This window comes from Streptomyces katrae, assembly GCF_000717655.1.
GTDB classification, from domain to species: Bacteria; Actinomycetota; Actinomycetes; order Streptomycetales; family Streptomycetaceae; genus Streptomyces; species Streptomyces katrae_B.
Genome location: NZ_JNZY01000020.1, coordinates 28,843 through 45,058, shown reverse-complemented (window position 1 = coordinate 45,058; position 16,216 = coordinate 28,843). Strand labels below are relative to the sequence as shown.

Here is a 16,216-nt window from a genome sequence, read left to right as displayed (position 1 = left end):
TGGCGCACTCGTCCATAGACTCCACCGCATGCTGCGCGTACTGGCCGTCGACGACGAGAAACCGCTCCTCGAGGAACTGCTCTACCTGCTGCGCTCCGACCCCCGGGTGCTGAGCGCCGAGGGCGCCTCGGACGCCACCGAGGCCCTGCGGCGGATCACCCGGGCCCTGGAGACCGGCCCGGACGGGCCCGACGGCATCGACGTGGTCTTCCTCGACATCCACATGGCGGGACTGACCGGCCTCGACATCGCCCGGCTGCTGGCCGGGTTCGCCCAGCCGCCGCTGATCGTGTTCGTCACCGCCCACGAGGGGTTCGCCGTACAGGCCTTCGACCTCAAGGCCGTGGACTACGTACTCAAGCCCGTCCGCCCGGAGCGGCTCGCCGAGGCCGTCCGGCGGGCCTGCGCCCAGCTCGGCCGGGCCGCCGCGCAGCCGCCCGAGCCCGCGGAACCGGCCGGTCCGGTCGTCCCCGTTCAGCGCCGCCCCGTCCCCGAGGTCACCGTCGCCGACCGCACCGCGGACCAGATCGCCGTCGAACTGGGCGGCGTCACCCGGTTCGTGGCGATCGCCGACATCGCGTACGTCGAGGCCCAGGGCGACTACGCCCGGCTGCACACCGACGAGGGCAGCCACCTGGTCCGCATCCCGCTCTCCACGCTGGAGGAGCGCTGGGCGGCCCGCGGGTTCGTCCGCATCCACCGCCGCCACCTGGTGGCACTGGGCCGGATCGACGAGCTCCGGCTCGACGCCGGCACCACCAGCGTCCGCGTCGGATCGGCCGAGCTCCAGGTCAGCCGCCGCCACGCCCGGCAGCTGCGGGACCTGCTCATGCGCCAGGCGACCGGATAGCCGCGGGACCGGACAGCCGCACTGCCGCGCGGCCGTCCGGCGGGCGCACCGACCGTCCGGCGTTCCGGGGCGCCGTTCGTCGCACCGCAAGGGACGTACGGCGCCCCGCTGCCGCCGTCGGTCGCAGGGCGGGCTCCGGCGCCCGCGGCCGGTCCCGCCCGCACCTATCGTGGAGCCGCCGGTCCGGAAGGAACAGGCCGGAACGAGCGGGGGGTGCGGATGGCCGAGATCCAGGCGCTGCTCGACGCGCTGGCCGTCCTGCCCAGGACCCCGCCCGCCGGCCCCGCCGAGGCCGAGGTGCTGATCGCCCGGCTGCGCAGCGCCGCCGCGCGCTGGGCCGACGTACTGTACGAGGCCAACCAGGGGGTCCGCCAGCAGCTGCCGCCCCGCGCGGAGGCGGCCCTGACCCTCGCCTTCCGGCGAGCCGAGGATTCGTACGTGGAACTGGAGATCGCCCTGCGGGACTGCGCGGAGCACCGCGACCCCGCGCGCTGACGCCGACGCCCCTTTTCGGCCGGTGGGAGCGGTCGGGATCGGCCGGGATCACGCCTGTTGCCCGGTCCGGGGGCGTGCGTAGACTCCGGTACCCCCTTGCATCCCCGCGGCGAAGGACCGACCGGTGAACCAGACGTACGCGCTGACCGCGGTCACCGTCGTCGTCCTGGTCACGGTGCTGGTCGGCGCGCTGGGCCTGCGGATATCGCGGACCACCTCCGACTTCTACGTCGCCTCGCGGACGGTGGGGCCCCGGCTCAACGCGGCCGCGATCAGCGGGGAGTACCTCTCCGCGGCCTCCTTCCTGGGAGTGGCCGGGCTGGTGCTGCTCCAGGGGCCCGAGATGCTCTGGTACCCGGTCGGCTACACCGCCGGATACCTGGTGCTGCTCGCGCTGGTGGCGGCCCCGCTGCGGCGCTCGGGGGCGTACACGCTGCCCGACTTCGCCGAGGCCCGGCTGCAGTCGCAGGCGGTGCGCCGCGTCGCGGTGCTGTTCGTGGTCGGGGTGGGCTGGCTGTACCTGCTGCCGCAGCTGCAGGGCGCCGGGCTGACCCTGGAGATCCTGACCGGGGCCCCGCACTGGGTGGGCGGGGTGGTCGTCGCGTTCGTGGTGACCGCGGCCGTCGCGGCCGGCGGGATGCGGAGCATCACCTTCGTGCAGGCCTTCCAGTACTGGCTCAAGCTCACCGCGCTGCTGGTGCCCGCCTTCTTCCTGCTCGCTGCCTGGGCCGGTGACGGCGCGCCCCGGGCCTCGTTCGACGCCCCGGCGGTCTTCCGCGAGCACACCGCCGTCACGCTCGCCGAGGACGTCCGGCTGTCCCTGGACGCGCCGCTGACGCTGAAGGTCACCGGGCAGGTGGACGGGCGGACGTACGCGGCGGCCCCGCTGACGCTGGATCCCGGGGAGCACTCCGTACGGGCCCGCGCGCGGCTCGAGTTCGCCCCGGACACCCCGGTCCCGCAGACCCGGGCGACGTCCGGGCCGGAGGCCTCCCGCTGGTCCCAGCCGCTGGACGGGGACCGGCCGGCGCTCGGCCTGTATGCGACCTACGGGCTGGTGCTGGCCACCTTCCTCGGCACCATGGGCCTGCCCCACGTCGCCGTGCGCTTCTACACGAGCCCCAACGGCCGTGACGCGCGGCGCACCACGCTGGTGGTGCTCGGGCTGCTCGGCTGCTTCTACCTGCTGCCGCCGGTGTACGGGGTGCTCGGCCGCACGTACGCGCCGGAGCTCGCCCTCACAGGGGACGCGGACGCGGCGGTGCTGGTGCTGCCGGAGCGGATGCTGGGCGGGGTGCTCGGCGACCTGCTGGGGGCGCTGCTGGCCGGGGGCGCGTTCGCGGCGTTCCTGTCGACGGCTTCGGGACTGACCATGGCGGTGGCCGGGGTGCTGCACCAGGACGTGCTGCCGACGCGCGGGGTGCGGACGTTCCGGTTCGCGGTGCTGGTGGCGATGCTCGTACCGCTGGCCGGGAGCATGGCGCTGACCGACGTGCCGGTGGCGGACGCGGTGGGGCTGGCCTTCGCGGTGTCGGCCTCGTCGTTCTGCCCGCTGCTGGTGCTGGGCATCTGGTGGCGCGGGCTGACCCCGCCGGGTGCGGTGGCGGGGCTGGTCACCGGCGGTGGGGCGGCGCTGGGCGCGGTGCTGGCGACGCGGGCGGGGCTGCCCCCGGCGGGCTGGGTGCACACGCTGCTGGCGTGGCCGGCGGCGTGGTCGGTACCGCTGGGGTTCCTGACGATGGTGCTCGTGTCGCTGGCCACCCGGTCGCGGGTACCGGCGGGTACGGCGGCGACCCTGGCCCGGCTGCACCTGCCGGAAAGCGTGACCGGGGCCGGGGCCGGATCCGGCACCCGCGTGGGCGGTGCTCCGTGACCGGAGCGGTGCTCGCGGTTCTGGCGGCAGCGGGTGCGGCCCTGATGCTCGGCCTGGGCTGGGCCGCGGGCCGGTGGCACGCCCGGCGCGGCGAACGGGCGACCGGACTGGACCTCGGGACCCCGGTGGAGCGGGCCACCTTCCACACCCTGCACACCGCCTCGCTCGCCGCTCCCCCGCTGCGCGCCGGGCTCACCGAGGACGCCGCCCGCAAGGCCGCCAAACGGCTGCGCTCCCTGCTGGGCACCGAGGCCCTGTGCCTCACGGACCGCGATGCGGTCCTGGCCTGGGACGGCCCGGGCGCCGACCACCACCAGCGGCGGGCGATGGCCCGGGTCACCGTGATGCTGGACTCGGGGCGCAGCCAGAGCGTACGGACCGAGTGCACCCGCCCCGACTGCCCGCTCAAGTGGGCGGTGGTCGCCCCGCTCACCGGCGAGGACGGGATGCTCGGCGCGCTCGTCGCGTACGGTTCGCGCGAGTCGGCGGTGCTGGTGCGGGCCGCGACGGAGGTCGCCCGCTGGGTCTCCGTCCAGCTGGAGCTGTCCGAGCTGGACCGCTCGCGGACGCGTCTGATGGAGGCGGAGATCAAGGCGCTGCGGGCGCAGATCTCTCCGCACTTCATCTTCAACTCCCTCGCCGCGATCGCCTCGTTCGTGCGCACCGATCCGGAGCGGGCCCGGGACCTTTTGCTGGAGTTCGCCGACTTCACGCGCTACTCCTTCCGGCGGCACGGCGAGTTCACCACCCTCGCCGAGGAGCTGCGCTCCATCGAGCAGTACCTGTCCCTGGCCGGGGCCCGGTTCGGGGACCGGCTGAAGGTGACCCTCCAGGTGGCGCCCGAGGTGCTGCCGGTGGCGCTGCCCTTCCTGTGCCTGCAGCCGCTGGTGGAGAACGCCGTCAAGCACGGGCTGGAGGACACCACCGGGGAGTGCCTGATCACGATCGCCGCCCGGGACGCGGGCGCGGAGGCCGTGATCACCATCGAGGACAACGGGGTCGGGATGGATCCGGCCCTGCTGCGCCGGATCCTGGCCGGGGAGCGGAGCGGTTCCTCGTCGGGCATCGGGCTGACGAACGTGGACGAGCGGATCCGGCAGGTGTACGGGGACGCGTACGGACCGGTGATCGAGACGGGTGTCGGCGCGGGCATGAAGATCACCCTTCGGCTCCCCAAGTACCGTGCGGGCGTGCACAGTTCATCGCCGGGTGAGCAGCTCCCCCGCTACTGACCGCCCCCGCCGGCATGCCATCCTGGCACAGGCGCGGACCGGCCGGCGGGGATGCCCCGCCGGCAGCCGGGAGACGTCTGGGGAGGACGCCGACGTGCGGGTCGGGCGTGAACGACTGCGAGAAGAGTTACGGGACTGGGTGCGCGGCGGTGCGCGCGGCAGCGGGGGCCGCCTGATCGTGGAGGGCGAGCCCGGCGCGGGCCGGACCGCCCTGGTGCGCGAGGCGCTGGCCGAGGCGGCCGCGCTGGGCAGCCGGGTGCGCTACGGGGCCGCCGACGCCTTCACGGCGGAGCTGCCGCTGCGGGCCGCGCTGGACTGCCTGCATCCCGGGGGTCCCGGCCGGGCGGCCGTGGTCGCGCTGCTCCGCGAGGCCCGGGAGGCGGCGCAGCCCGGCGGGGCGTGGCTTGCGGCCATGGACCTGCTGGTGTCCGGGGTCGAGGAGTGGTGCGCGCGGCGCCCGCTGCTGCTGGTGCTGGACGACCTGCACTGGGCGGACCCGGCCAGCCTGCTGCTGTGGCAGCGCCTGGCCCGGGCGGTGGACCGGCTGCCGCTGCTGCTGGCGGCGACCCGAAGACCGCTGCCCCGGCGGCCCGAGGTGGAGCAGCTGTGCGCCGAGCTGGGCGCGGGCCCGCGCGGGCGGACCGTCCGGCTGGAGCCACTGACCGGGACGGAGTCGGCCGAGCTGCTCCGCGCCATGCTGGGGGCGGCGCCCGGGCCGCGGTTGCGGGAGGCCGCCGGGCAGGCGGGCGGCAATCCCCGGCTGCTGCGGGACCTGACCGCGCAGTGGTCCCGGTCCATCGAGATCACCGGTGGGTACCGGGACGACGGCAGCGGCGACGGCGGGAACGGCACCGCGGACGCCCACGCCGTCGCCGTCGCCGTCGCGGAACTGATCCTGCCCGAGGCGGAGTTGCCCGAGCCGCCCGCCTCCCTCCCGCGGGGCATCGGCTACCTCTCCCGCCCCGCGTACACCACCCTGCGGCATGCAGCGCTGCTCGGCCCGGCCTTCACCCCGCGCGAACTGGCCCTCGTACAGGCCAGACCTGTGCGCGAGGTGCTGGCCGAGCTGGAGGAGCCGCTCCTCGCCGGGCTGCTGGAGGACACCGGCGAGCGACTGCGCTTCCGCCAGCCCGCGCTGCGCCGGGCCCTGTACGCGGAGCTCCCCCGGGCCGCCCGGTCCGCCCTGCACCAGGACGCGGCCCGGGCCCTGGCCGAGGCGGGGCACGATCCGGAGCGGACCGCCGAACAGCTGCTGGCCGGCGGGTTGTTGGACCGCTGGGCGGTGCACTGGCTGGCCCACTCGGCGCAGTCCCTGATCTCGGCGGCGCCCGGAGCGGCCGCCGAACTGCTGGAGCGGGCCGTCGCACAGGCCGACTGCGACGACCGGGACGCCCTGGAGGGGAGCCTCGCGGACGCCGCCCTGATGCTGCGCCGCCCCGCATCGGTGGAGCTCCTGGCCACCCTGCACGGGCGGGCCACGGACCCCGGACACCGGGCGGCGCTGGCCTTCAAGCTGGTGTCGGCGCTGATGATCCAGGGGGACATGGCCCGTTCGCTGGCCGTCACCGAGGACGCGCTGGCGGAGCAGGTCGCCTCCCCCACGCTCCGGCTGCGGCTGGAGGCCTGCCGGGTGCTGGCCCTGGCCGATCTGCACTGCCCGGCGCAGGCCCATGCGCTGGCCGTGCCGGTGGTGGCGGAGGCGGCCCGGCTGGGCGATCCGCTGTGCGGGGCGGAGGCCCACCACGCGATGGCCTTCGCCCTGTTCCACCTGGGCCGCGGCCGGGAGTCGCTGCGGCACGTCGCCGAGGGGATCGCCTGCGCCCGGCGCAGCCAGGAGGCCAACGACATGCGGCTGCTGCTGCTCGCCAACCAGGCCGAGGCGCACCTGCGGTTCGACGAGCCGGAGACCGTCGCCGCGGCGCTGCGGGAGGCGCGGGAGCTGGCGCTCGCCACCCGCTCGGCGGGACGGCTGGTGGTCACCGAGGCGCGGCTCGCGGAGTTCCACTACCGGCTCGGGGACTGGGACGCGGCGCTCGCCGGGGTCGCCCGCGCGGACGGGCTGCCGGTCTCGGACGGCTGGCTGCCGGTGGTGGTGCACGGCCTGCGGGCCCTCGTACTCGGCCACCGGGACGAGCGCGAGGCGGCGCAGGCCGAGCTCGCGCTGCTCGCGCCGGACGCGTTCGCGGCCCCGGCGGCCCGCCGCTACAGCGGGCACGTGCTCCTGGCCCGGGCCTTGCTGGCGGAGCGGGCGGGCCGCCCGGCGGACGCGGTGCGCGAGCTGCTGCCGGCGCTGGCGGACAGCCCGGACGAGGCGGGGGCGTACGAGCGCCCCTGGGTGCTGTCGGAGATCGTCCGCGTGGCCCTGGACAGCGGGGACACCGCGACGGCCCGGGCGGCGGTGGCGGCCTGCGGGCGGACGGCGGCGGCGCTGCCGGACTATCCGGGCCCGGCGCTGGCGCTGCTGCGCTGCCGGGGGCTGTTCGCGCAGGACCCGCAGCTGCTGGCGCAGGCTCTGGAGCGGGCGGAGCGCGGCGGCTGGCCGCTGGTGCTGGGCCATGCGTGGGAGGACCTCGCGGTGGCCCGGGCCTGGCACGGCGACCTGGCGGCGGCCCGGTCGGCGCTGACGCGCGCGGTGGCCGCGTACGAGGACCTGGGCGCCCGGTGGGACACCGCCCGGGCCGACGCCCGGCTGCGGAGCCTGGGCGTCCGGCGCGGCAGCCGCTCGTCGCGGCGGCGGCCGGCCAGCGGGTGGGAGGCGCTGACACCCGCGGAACTGAAGGTGGCCCGGCTCGTCGCGCAGGGCCGGTCGAACCCGGAGATCGCGGGCTCCCTCTTCCTGTCCACGCGGACGGTCCAGACGCACGTGTCGCACATCCTGGCGAAGCTGCAGGTCCGCTCGCGGGCGGGGGTGGCCGCTCAGGCGGCTGCGCGGCGCACGGGCCCGGAGCCCGTACGCGGTCCGGAAGCGGGGCCGGGACCGTAGCCGGGCATGGCCTCCCGGAGGGCGCGCAGGGCGTAGTGGGTACGCGACTTGACGGTCCCGGCGGGAACCCCGAGCGCCTCGGCGGCCTCGCACACCGACGCCCCGCGGAAGTAGATCTGCACGAGCACGGCGCGGTGCTCGGGGCTGAGTGATCTCAGCGCGTCACGGACGTCGAGGACGGCGACGGCCTGCTCGGTGCGGTCGTCGGCGACGGGCAGGTGGATGTCCAGGGCGTCCGGCCCGACCTCGGCGGGCCGGACCTGGCGGGCCCGCCGGGCGTCGATGGCGAGGCGCCGGCCGACGGTGTAGAGCCAGGGCCGCATGGACGCGTGGCCGCTCTCCAGCGCCTCGGGGTGCTTCCAGGCGCGGAAGAGGGTCTCCTGGAGGAGGTCCTCGGCGCGGTGCCGGTCGCCGAAGGTGAGACCGAGGAGGAAGCCGTAGAGGGCTTTGCCGTGCTCGCTGTGCAGTCGCGCGAGGGCGTGCGCGTCGGTGCGGCGGCGGAGGGTACTGGCCACGGGGTGCCCCTTCCAGGTCGGATGACCTGAGCGTGGCGGACCCGGCGCCCGGAGTTATCCGCCGCTTGGCGTATCCGCCCGCCATCTGCGCCGACCGGTCGAACGGCACGCCGAACGGTCCCCGGGGTCCCTGCGCCCCGAACGCCGGTGGCCCCGGGCCCGTCCGCGAGGACGGGCCCGGGGCCACCGGAAAAGGGGAGCTAGCTCCAGCTGGCGTGCAGCGGCTTGCCTTCGGCGTAGCCGGCCGCCGACTGGACGCCGACCACGGCCTTCTCCTCGAACTCGGCGAGGGAGCCCGCACCGGCGTAGGTGCAGGAGGACCGCACACCCGCGATGATCGAGTCGATCAGGTCCTCGACGCCCGGACGGGCCGGGTCCAGGAACATCCGCGAGGTGGAGATGCCCTCCTCGAACAGGCCCTTGCGTGCCCGGTCGTACGCCGACTCCTCCGACGTGCGGTTCTGCACGGCACGCGCCGAGGCCATGCCGAACGACTCCTTGTAGAGCCGGCCGTCGGCGCTCTGCTGCAGGTCGCCCGGGGACTCGTACGTCCCGGCGAACCAGGAGCCGATCATCACGTTCGCGGCGCCGGCGGCCAGCGCCATCGCCACGTCGCGCGGGTGGCGGACTCCGCCGTCGGCCCACACGTGCTTGCCGTACTTCTTCGCCTCCGCCGCGCACTCCAGCACCGCGGAGAACTGCGGGCGGCCCACGCCGGTCATCATGCGGGTGGTGCACATGGCGCCGGGGCCCACACCGACCTTGATGATGTCGGCGCCGGCGTCGATGAGGTCCTTGACGCCCTCGGCGGCCACGATGTTGCCGGCGACGATCGGGACTTGCGGGTCCAGCGCGCGCACGGCCCTGATCGCGTTGATCATCGACTCCTGGTGGCCGTGGGCCGTGTCGATGACGAGCGTGTCCACGCCCGCGTCGAGCAGCTGCTTGGCCTTCTGCACGAAGTCGCCGTTGATGCCGACGGCCGCCGCGATGCGCAGCTTGCCGTTGGCGTCGGTCGCCGGGGTGTACAGGGTCGCGCGCAGCGCGCCCTTGCGGGTCAGGAGGCCGACCAGCTTGCCGTCCTCGTCGACGGCCGGGGCCAGCTTGCGGTGGCCGGCGTCGAGCTTGTTGAACGCCTCGCGGGGGTCGATGTCGGCGTCGATGAGCAGGAGCTCCTTCGACATGACCTCGGAGAGCTGGGTGAAGCGGTCCACGCCGGTCAGGTCGTGGTCGGTGACGACACCGACCGGGCGGCCGTCGGCGTCGACGACGACACCGGCGCCGTGGGCCCGCTTGGGCAGCAGGGACAGCGCGTCGGCGACGGTCTGGGCGGGCGCCAGCGTGATCGGGGTGTCGAGCACGAGGTGGCGGGTCTTCACCCAGGAGATGACGTCGGTGACGACCTCGATCGGGATGTCCTGCGGGATGACCACGATGCCGCCGCGGCGGGCGACCGTCTCGGCCATGCGCCGGCCCGCGATGGCGGTCATGTTCGCGACCACGAGCGGAATGGTGGTGCCGGTGCCGTCGGGCGAGGAGAGGTCCACGCCCTGGCGGGAACCGACCGCGGAGCGGCTCGGCACCATGAATACGTCGTCGTACGTCAGGTCGTACGGCGGCTTCTGGTCATTGAGGAAACGCACGTGCTGAACATCCCAGTCGATCGAAGGATCCGTCTACGGCCTCGACAGGCAGGCAGCCGAGGAAACGCACGTACTTCATTCTCCCATGGCCCGGCATGAATGCCGCCCGGGCTGATCGTCCAGGACATACCGGGCCCCGTGGTCTTTTCCTACGGGACCTTCGTCCCGGAGGTGAACCGGGTGCGCCCGTGGACCGGACCCCGGCGCCCGGCCAGGGGGGCGACGGATCCTCCGTACCGGACAGCCGTGAACTCGGCGGCGATGGACAGGGCCGTCTCCTCGGGGGTGGCGCCGCCCAGGTCCAGCCCGATGGGTGAGCGCAGCCGGGCGAGCGCGGCCTGCGCCACCCCCTCCTCGCGCAGCCGCCGCTCGCGTTCGGCGTGGGTGCGCCGCGATCCCATGGCTCCCACGTAGCCCAGCGGCAGCCGGAGGGCGAGGGCCAGCAGGGGTACGTCGAACTTGGTGTCGTGGGTGAGGACGCAGACCGCCGTACGGGAATCCAGCCGGCCCGCCTCCCATTCCGCGGCCAGGTGCCGGTGCGGCCAGTCCACGACCACCTCGTCGGCGTCGGGGAAGCGGGCCGGCGTCGCGAAGACGGGCCGGGCGTCGCAGACGGTGACCCGGTGCCCCAGGAAGGCCCCGACCCGGGCCAGGGCGGCGGCGAAGTCGACGGCGCCGTAGACGATCAGCCGGGGCGGTTCGGCGGCGGATTCGACCAGCAGGGTGAGGGGCTGCCCGCACAGCCCGCCCGCCGTGCCGAGCTCGGCGGTCCCGGTGCGCCCGGCCAGCAGCAGGTCCCGTACGTACCCGGCGGCGGCCCGGTCCAGGGCCGGCTCCCCGCCCAGGCAGCCCTCGTAGGAGCCGTCGGGGTGGACGGCGAGGGCCCGGCCGAGCTGTGGCGGCGGGCCGGAGACCACCCGGGCCAGCGCGGCCCGGGCCCCTGCGGCGGCGGCCTCGAGCACGGAGCCGAGGACGGGCCGCACCGGGTCGTGCCCGCGCACCGGGGTGACCAGCACGTCCAGGACTCCCCCGCAGGTCAGGCCGACGGCGAAGGCGTCGTCGTCGCTGTACCCGAAGCGGTGCACGCCGCCTTCGCCGGAGGCGATCGCGTCGAGGCACAGCTCGTGCACGGCGGATTCCACGCATCCCCCGGAGAGGGAGCCGAGCGCGGTGCCGCCGGCGTCGACGGCCAGCGAGGCGCCCGGGCCGCGCGGCGCGCTCCCGCTGACGGCGACCACGGTGGCCAGGGCGAATTCGCGGTGCGCGGTGCACCACGCGCGGAGTTCCTCGGCGATGTCGAGCATCAGCGGATGTACTCGCGTCTCGCGCTCTGGCCGGGGATCAGCGGCCGCGGCGGCAGCACCGGCGGCGGGCCGGTGCGCGCCACGGGGCCGGGTGCCCCGGTCCGGGACACGGGACCGGGCGTCGCGCCGAGCGGGGGCCGTGCGTGCCCCCCGGGGAATCCGTCGGGGATCCTGCCGCGTGCACCGAGCAGCATCGACGCGTGGGCGACACTCGCGAGCGTGGCGTGGTGGTGCCAGCCACGGAAGGAGCGGCCCTCGAAATCACGGATGCCTACGGGTTCGCAGGTCTCGGTGAAATCGAGGGATACCCGGTCGGTGAGTTTGGCGAGGAGGAAGAGCTGGGCCAGCGGCCTGTCTCCGATGTTGGTGATCCAGAACTCGGAGGGCAGCAGGGCGGCTTCGGTCCAGGCGCCGACGAGCAGCAGCGGGGTGGGCGGCAGGGGTGCGGACCGGTCCTCGCCGGGGGTCGCGAGGATGGCGGCCGAGGTCAGCAGGGTCACTGCTCCTTCGGCGCGGCCGTGCCGGGTCCATTCGACGACGCGCCGCTGGGAGCGCAGGGAGTCGATGAGTTCGCGGGCGGGGGCGGTGTGCGGCCCCGGTTTGTGCCGGCCGGCGCCGCCGAACGAGACGGGCAGCGAGCCGTCGACCTTGAAGACGAAAGGGATGTCCTGCAGGGCGAAGGACTCGATGCTCTGCGGGATGTCGGTGTTGGCGACCTCCATCACCACGGGCCGGCGCTGGAGTTGCCAGCTGGCGGCCATCCGCTGGACGGCGTGTACGGCGTCCTGGGCGGGGGTGAGCGAGCGTGCGGTGTCGGGGATGCCGGCCCGCCGGCGGCGCAGCAGCTCGCTCGTCCAGGGCCCGGGGAGGGTGAGGGTCCATTCGACGGGGAAGCTGGCCTCGCTGGAGGTGAGCCAGATGCCGCTGGCCTGCTGGCAGTTGGCGGTACGGCCGAGCTGGGGGACGAACTGGCGGCCCACGCCCACCGAGCGGTCGCCGGCCTTCTCTATGACCATGGGCTGGACCACCCAGGCCAGCGGGCGCTGGGCGGTGCGTTCGAGGTACTGGGCGAGGGAGCGGCGTACGGGGGTCCAGTCCCAGGGTGACTTGCTGATGAACTGCTGGAGGCTCTGCTCGACGGAACTGGCGCCCGTTCCGGCAATGTTACGGATTGTTTTCTTCCCACTCGTCCGCACCAGGCCGTTGAGATAAACGCGGGCCCAGTTTCGCTGGTCCCGCCGGGGTAAGGACTCGAAGAAAAGAGAGATCAGGACGTCGATCAATTCGGAGATTTCCTTCGTGGAATCCTCCGGAAGGACTACGCGAGCCATCTGGGCCTCCCCCGCGACCACTAGATCCAATACCCTACTTGACCGTACAGAACGGCCGTAGGCCACGGCGGCTACTTCCTGAGGTCGCTGGCAGATTCGAGCCGCTCTTCCTCTACCACGAGGGGGATGGGGATCTGGTTCGCCGCGTAGTAGAGCGCGATCAGGAAGTGCGCGACGAGAGTGAGCGGTGCGGAGAAGAAGGACAGGAGAACGGTCAGGGGGTAGGCCACGGCGCCGAGGCCGAAGCGGACGCGGGTGGCCCGGGCGCCGTCCCTGTCCACCCGTTCGTGGAACAGGTGGCCGACGCGGGTGACGTACCACCAGAAGGCCAGGAACGCCAGCGCGTAGACGACGGTGACCGAACTGTAGAGGACCGCGGCGGCGTTGGCGGAGCCGCCTTCCTCGACGAGGTGCTCGGCGAGCACGGTGGTGGTGTACGGAATCACCGACACCACCATCAGCACCATGAGATTCAGGAACAACAGCGGCCTGTCCACCCGCTTGAGGTGACTGAAGATGGTGTGGTGGTTCACCCACATCACGCCGATGATGAGGAAACTCACCACGTATGCGGCGTAGTGCGGCCACTGTTCCCACACGCCGTGCCAGAAGTCCGATCCCGTTTCTTCCGGAACTTTTAGTTCCAGAACGAGAATCGTGATGACGATGGCGAATACCCCGTCACTGAATGCCTCGACACGCCCGGTTTCGCGTTCCATGACCTCCCCTTTGCCATTTCACCAGCGAGGCCCTCGCCGCGGTCTCCGGCGGGGCCTGCACGTGCGGGGAGAGCGCTGCCTTCGCTCTCCCCGCACACGCTACCCAGATATCGGTGGTCAGCCGCCGAAACCGGCGGTCTGGCGCCAGATCCGGCCATCGCGGACCACAAGTGTCCCGAACGCGTGCTCCGGTTCGCCGTTCAGATTCATGATCGCGCGGTAGAAGATCGTGTCCTCGGTCTCGATGTACTCCTGGAGTTCCACCAGCGTGGGCTTCACCGTCAGGTAGCCCGTGAACGTCTCGCGCACGGCTTCGATCCCGACCGAGACCCCCTCGAAGCGCAGCAGGACGGCGTCGTCGGTGTAGTTCTTCATCACCGCCTCGATGTCCAGGGCGGCCAGGGCCTCCATCTGGCGGACGAACACCGGGTGCAGCTTGGAGAGGTCGTACTTGGCCATGTCGACTCCATTCTCTCAACTGGTGGTGGAGCGGGTGGAGGTGCGTTGATCAGGTGTTTCGGCGCAGGCGGCGGCCGCGGTGAGCGGCAGCCGTACGACCATCCGGGTCTCGCCGGGACGCGAGCGGGCGGTGATCGAGCCGTGGTGGCGCTGGGTCACGATGCGGTAGCTGAGGTGCAGTCCGAGGCCCGTGCCCTTCCCCACGTCCTTGGTCGTGTAGAAGGGTTCGAAGATCCGCGGCAGCGAGTCCGCGGGGATGCCCCGGCCGGTGTCGGCGATCTCCACGACGAGGCAGACGCCTTCGGCGCGGACCCGCAGCGTGAGCGTTCCGGCGCCCTCCATGGCCTCGGCCGCGTTGTCGACCAGGTTGGTCCACACCTGGTTCAACTCGCTCGGGTAGCCCGTCAGTTCGGGCAGGCCCGGCTCGTACTCACGCACGATGGTGATGCCGGCGAGCTTGGCACGCAGCACGACCAGCGTGTTCTCGATCCCGTCGGCCACCGCGAAACGCTGTTCGGGCGCCCGGTCGAGATTGGCGTAATCCCGGGTGGCGGCGACCAGTTGGGAGATCCTGGGACCGGCGGCGCGCAGTTCCGCGGCGAGCGAGCGGATCTCCAGCAGGGCCGCCAGGTGGTCCAGGGCAGCGGGCAGGGCCGTCTCCCCGACCCCTTCCAGCCGCTCCTGCAGCCAGCCCAGCTCCAGAGCGAGGTCCGAGATCCCCGAGCCGAGCAGCCCGGGCCGTTCGGCGCCCGCCTCCTCGGCCCAGTCGGCGATCTCCTCCTCGGCGTCGGCCTGGGCGAACGGATCGGTGGTGACCGGCGGCGGCAGCTTGTCGAGCTCCTCGGCGAGCCGGTCGAAGACCGAGCGCTCCGCGCCCGTCGCGGCGGCGCCCCAGGCCTGGGCGGTCCGGGTGAGCCCCTCCAGGGCCGGTGCCAGCTCCTGGGCGGCCCGGGCCACGGCGGCCGCCGGGTTGTTCAGCTCGTGCGCGAGGCCTGCGGCCAGGGTGCCGAGCGCCTCGACGGTGGCCCGCTTGCGGGCCTGCACCTCGGAGGACTTGATCCGCCAGGCCAGCACCGGGATCAGGACGGCCGCCACGCCGTGGCAGCGGGTCAGCATCTCGAAGAACACCGGCTTCGGGTACGCCACGACGGTGGTCGCCGGCCCGCTCGCGGAGGCGGTGGCCACGTACGCGCCGTCCGTCAGCAGCGGCAGCTCGCCGGTGAAGCGGTGCGCGGCGGAGGGCTTTCCGTCGTGCTCCTCGGCGGCGGCGCTCTCCTCCTCGGTGGAGTGCCGGGTGAGCACCTCCTCCCGGCCGTCGACGACCTTGGTGACCACCAGCCCGCCCTCGAGCAGGACGTGGAAGCCGGTGGCCTCCTCGCCGTCGCGGAAGAGGACCTCCCCGTCGGCGAGCACCCGGGGCTCGGAGACGGAGGCCAGCCAGTCCAGCTGCTCCTCGGTGAGCCCGGCGAAGATCTCCAGGGCGAGCAGGGCCGACCGCAGCTCGGCGGCGCTCATGTCGGCAGCCTTCATGTGGTGCTCCCTTCGGCCCGTGTGCGGGCGGCGAGCCGCAGCGTGACGAACAGGGCCAGCGCGCACACCCCGGCGACGGCGGCCATGAAGCCGACCGAGGTGCGGTGCAGTCCGTGGATGTTGGTGAGCATTCCGGCGAGCACCGCCGGCACGCTCATCGCGAGGTACGCGAAGACGTAGACGGCGGCGGTCAGTTCGCCGCGGTGCGCCGGCTCGGCCAGCGCGCTCAGCGCCCGGAACGAGCCGAGGAACGCCGCGCCCCAGCCGCTGCCGAGCACGGCCGTGGCCACGAGGAACACGGGGGCCGAGCCGAGGCCCAGCGCGAGCAGGACGAGGCCGAGCCCGGCCAGCAGCCCGCACAGGCCCAGGACGGCGGTGCGCAGGGCCTCGGTACGGCCCAGCAGCAGCTGCGCCGCGGTGGCGGCGCCCGCGAGCAGGGCCACGGTGGCCCCGCCGACGAGGTAGTTGCTGCTCTGCAGCAGGGACAGGGCCAGGTGCGGCCCGAGCGAGAGGTAGAAGCCGCCGACCGACCAGACGGCGACGATGGTCAGGACGAGGACCGCGAACCGGCCCCGCACGGCGGCCGGGACGTGGATCCGGCGTGCGCTGATCCGCATCCGGCCCCCGGAGCGGGTGCCGGGAGCGCTCTCACGCATCCGGACCACCCCCACCAGCGTGACCGCGAAGGCGGCGACCAGCAGCAGGTAGCTGAGCACGGTCGGGGCGGGCGCGTACTGGACGAGCAGCCCGGCCCCGATCCCGCCGAGCCCGATCCCCACCGTCGGCCCCGCACTGTTGACCTGGGCGCCGAGCGCCGGCCGCGAGCGCGGGGTGAGTTCGAGCAGGGCTGCTCCCATCGCCCCGGTGGCCAGGCCCACCGCGAGGCCCTGCACGGCGCGGGCGGCCAGCAGCAGCCCGAGCCCCCGGGCTCCGGCGAACAACCCCATGGAGACGATCGCCAGGACCAGGCCGACGCCCAGCACGGGGCGCCGGCCCAGGGTGTCCGACAGGGACCCGAACAGCAGGAGCCCGACCAGCACGGTGACCGCGTACAGCGCGAAGACCACCGTGATCGTGCCGGAGGACAGCCCCCATCTCTCCTGGTAGAGCACGTAGAGGGCGGAGGGTACGGACGAGGAGAGCATCAGCAGGACGAGGACGGCCCCGACCACCCAGAAGCCGGAGCCTCCGGGTGCCGCGGCCGCCGCCTGGGCGGCCGGACCGGCCGGTACCCCCGTGGTCGTCCTGGACAATTCGGCCACTGCGTCAACTCCCCCGTGGT

Annotated in this window: 13 protein-coding genes; 5 read left to right on the top strand and 8 right to left on the bottom strand. The window is 73.9% G+C overall.

Annotation, left to right across the window (positions count from 1 at the left end):
• Positions 1-28 precede the first annotated feature (28 nt).
• From IF09_RS0123580 to IF09_RS48255, 5 genes are all read left to right on the top strand, one after another.
• Positions 29-850, top strand: a complete 822-nt coding sequence (locus IF09_RS0123580; protein WP_030298835.1) for a LytR/AlgR family response regulator transcription factor — start codon at positions 29-31, stop codon at positions 848-850.
• Positions 851-1,069: 219 nt separating this feature from the next.
• Entirely contained in the window at positions 1,070-1,345 is a 276-nt protein-coding gene (locus IF09_RS0123575; RefSeq protein ID WP_030298833.1) for a hypothetical protein, read from the top strand.
• Positions 1,346-1,469: 124 nt separating this feature from the next.
• Positions 1,470-3,218 carry a cation acetate symporter gene (locus IF09_RS0123570; protein ID WP_030298832.1) on the top strand — a complete coding sequence of 583 codons (1,749 nt, stop codon included), beginning with the start codon at positions 1,470-1,472 and terminating at the stop codon, positions 3,216-3,218.
• A complete protein-coding gene (locus IF09_RS0123565; RefSeq protein ID WP_030298831.1) occupies positions 3,215-4,450 on the top strand; it encodes a histidine kinase in 1,236 nt (411 codons plus the stop codon). Before IF09_RS0123570 ends, IF09_RS0123565 begins: the two co-directional genes overlap by 4 nt.
• A gap of 94 nt (positions 4,451-4,544) precedes the next feature.
• Entirely contained in the window at positions 4,545-7,433 is a 2,889-nt protein-coding gene (locus tag IF09_RS48255; RefSeq protein ID WP_158710021.1) for a helix-turn-helix transcriptional regulator, read from the top strand.
• Here IF09_RS48255 and IF09_RS0123555 read toward each other — a convergent pair.
• The 8 genes from IF09_RS0123555 to IF09_RS0123520 all read right to left on the bottom strand — a co-directional run bounded on the left by IF09_RS0123555 (position 7,367) and on the right by IF09_RS0123520 (position 16,196).
• Positions 7,367-7,948, bottom strand: coding sequence for a sigma-70 family RNA polymerase sigma factor (locus tag IF09_RS0123555; protein WP_030298828.1), 582 nt, complete (start codon positions 7,946-7,948; stop codon positions 7,367-7,369). The two genes, IF09_RS48255 and IF09_RS0123555, sit on opposite strands and share 67 nt — an antisense overlap.
• 200 nt (positions 7,949-8,148) lie before the next feature.
• Entirely contained in the window at positions 8,149-9,591 is a 1,443-nt protein-coding gene (locus tag IF09_RS0123550; RefSeq protein WP_030298827.1) for a GuaB1 family IMP dehydrogenase-related protein, read from the bottom strand.
• Positions 9,592-9,740: 149 nt separating this feature from the next.
• Positions 9,741-10,895, bottom strand: coding sequence for an XdhC family protein (locus IF09_RS0123545; protein WP_030298826.1), 1,155 nt, complete (start codon positions 10,893-10,895; stop codon positions 9,741-9,743).
• On the bottom strand, positions 10,895-12,226 hold the full coding sequence (locus IF09_RS0123540; RefSeq protein WP_078613399.1) for a transposase: 1,332 nt from the start codon (positions 12,224-12,226) through the stop codon (positions 10,895-10,897). Before IF09_RS0123540 ends, IF09_RS0123545 begins: the two co-directional genes overlap by 1 nt.
• Before the next feature lie 71 nt (positions 12,227-12,297).
• Positions 12,298-12,945, bottom strand: coding sequence for a TMEM175 family protein (locus IF09_RS0123535; protein ID WP_030298824.1), 648 nt, complete (start codon positions 12,943-12,945; stop codon positions 12,298-12,300).
• A 117-nt stretch (positions 12,946-13,062) separates the two neighbouring features.
• Positions 13,063-13,404 (bottom strand): nuclear transport factor 2 family protein, encoded by a 342-nt coding sequence (locus IF09_RS0123530; RefSeq protein ID WP_030298822.1) that lies wholly within the window; start codon positions 13,402-13,404, stop codon positions 13,063-13,065.
• Between the two features lie 15 nt (positions 13,405-13,419).
• Positions 13,420-14,934 (bottom strand): ATP-binding protein, encoded by a 1,515-nt coding sequence (locus tag IF09_RS0123525; RefSeq protein WP_051832769.1) that lies wholly within the window; start codon positions 14,932-14,934, stop codon positions 13,420-13,422.
• Positions 14,931-16,196 (bottom strand): MFS transporter, encoded by a 1,266-nt coding sequence (locus IF09_RS0123520; protein WP_051832768.1) that lies wholly within the window; start codon positions 16,194-16,196, stop codon positions 14,931-14,933. Before IF09_RS0123520 ends, IF09_RS0123525 begins: the two co-directional genes overlap by 4 nt.
• Positions 16,197-16,216 lie beyond the last annotated feature (20 nt).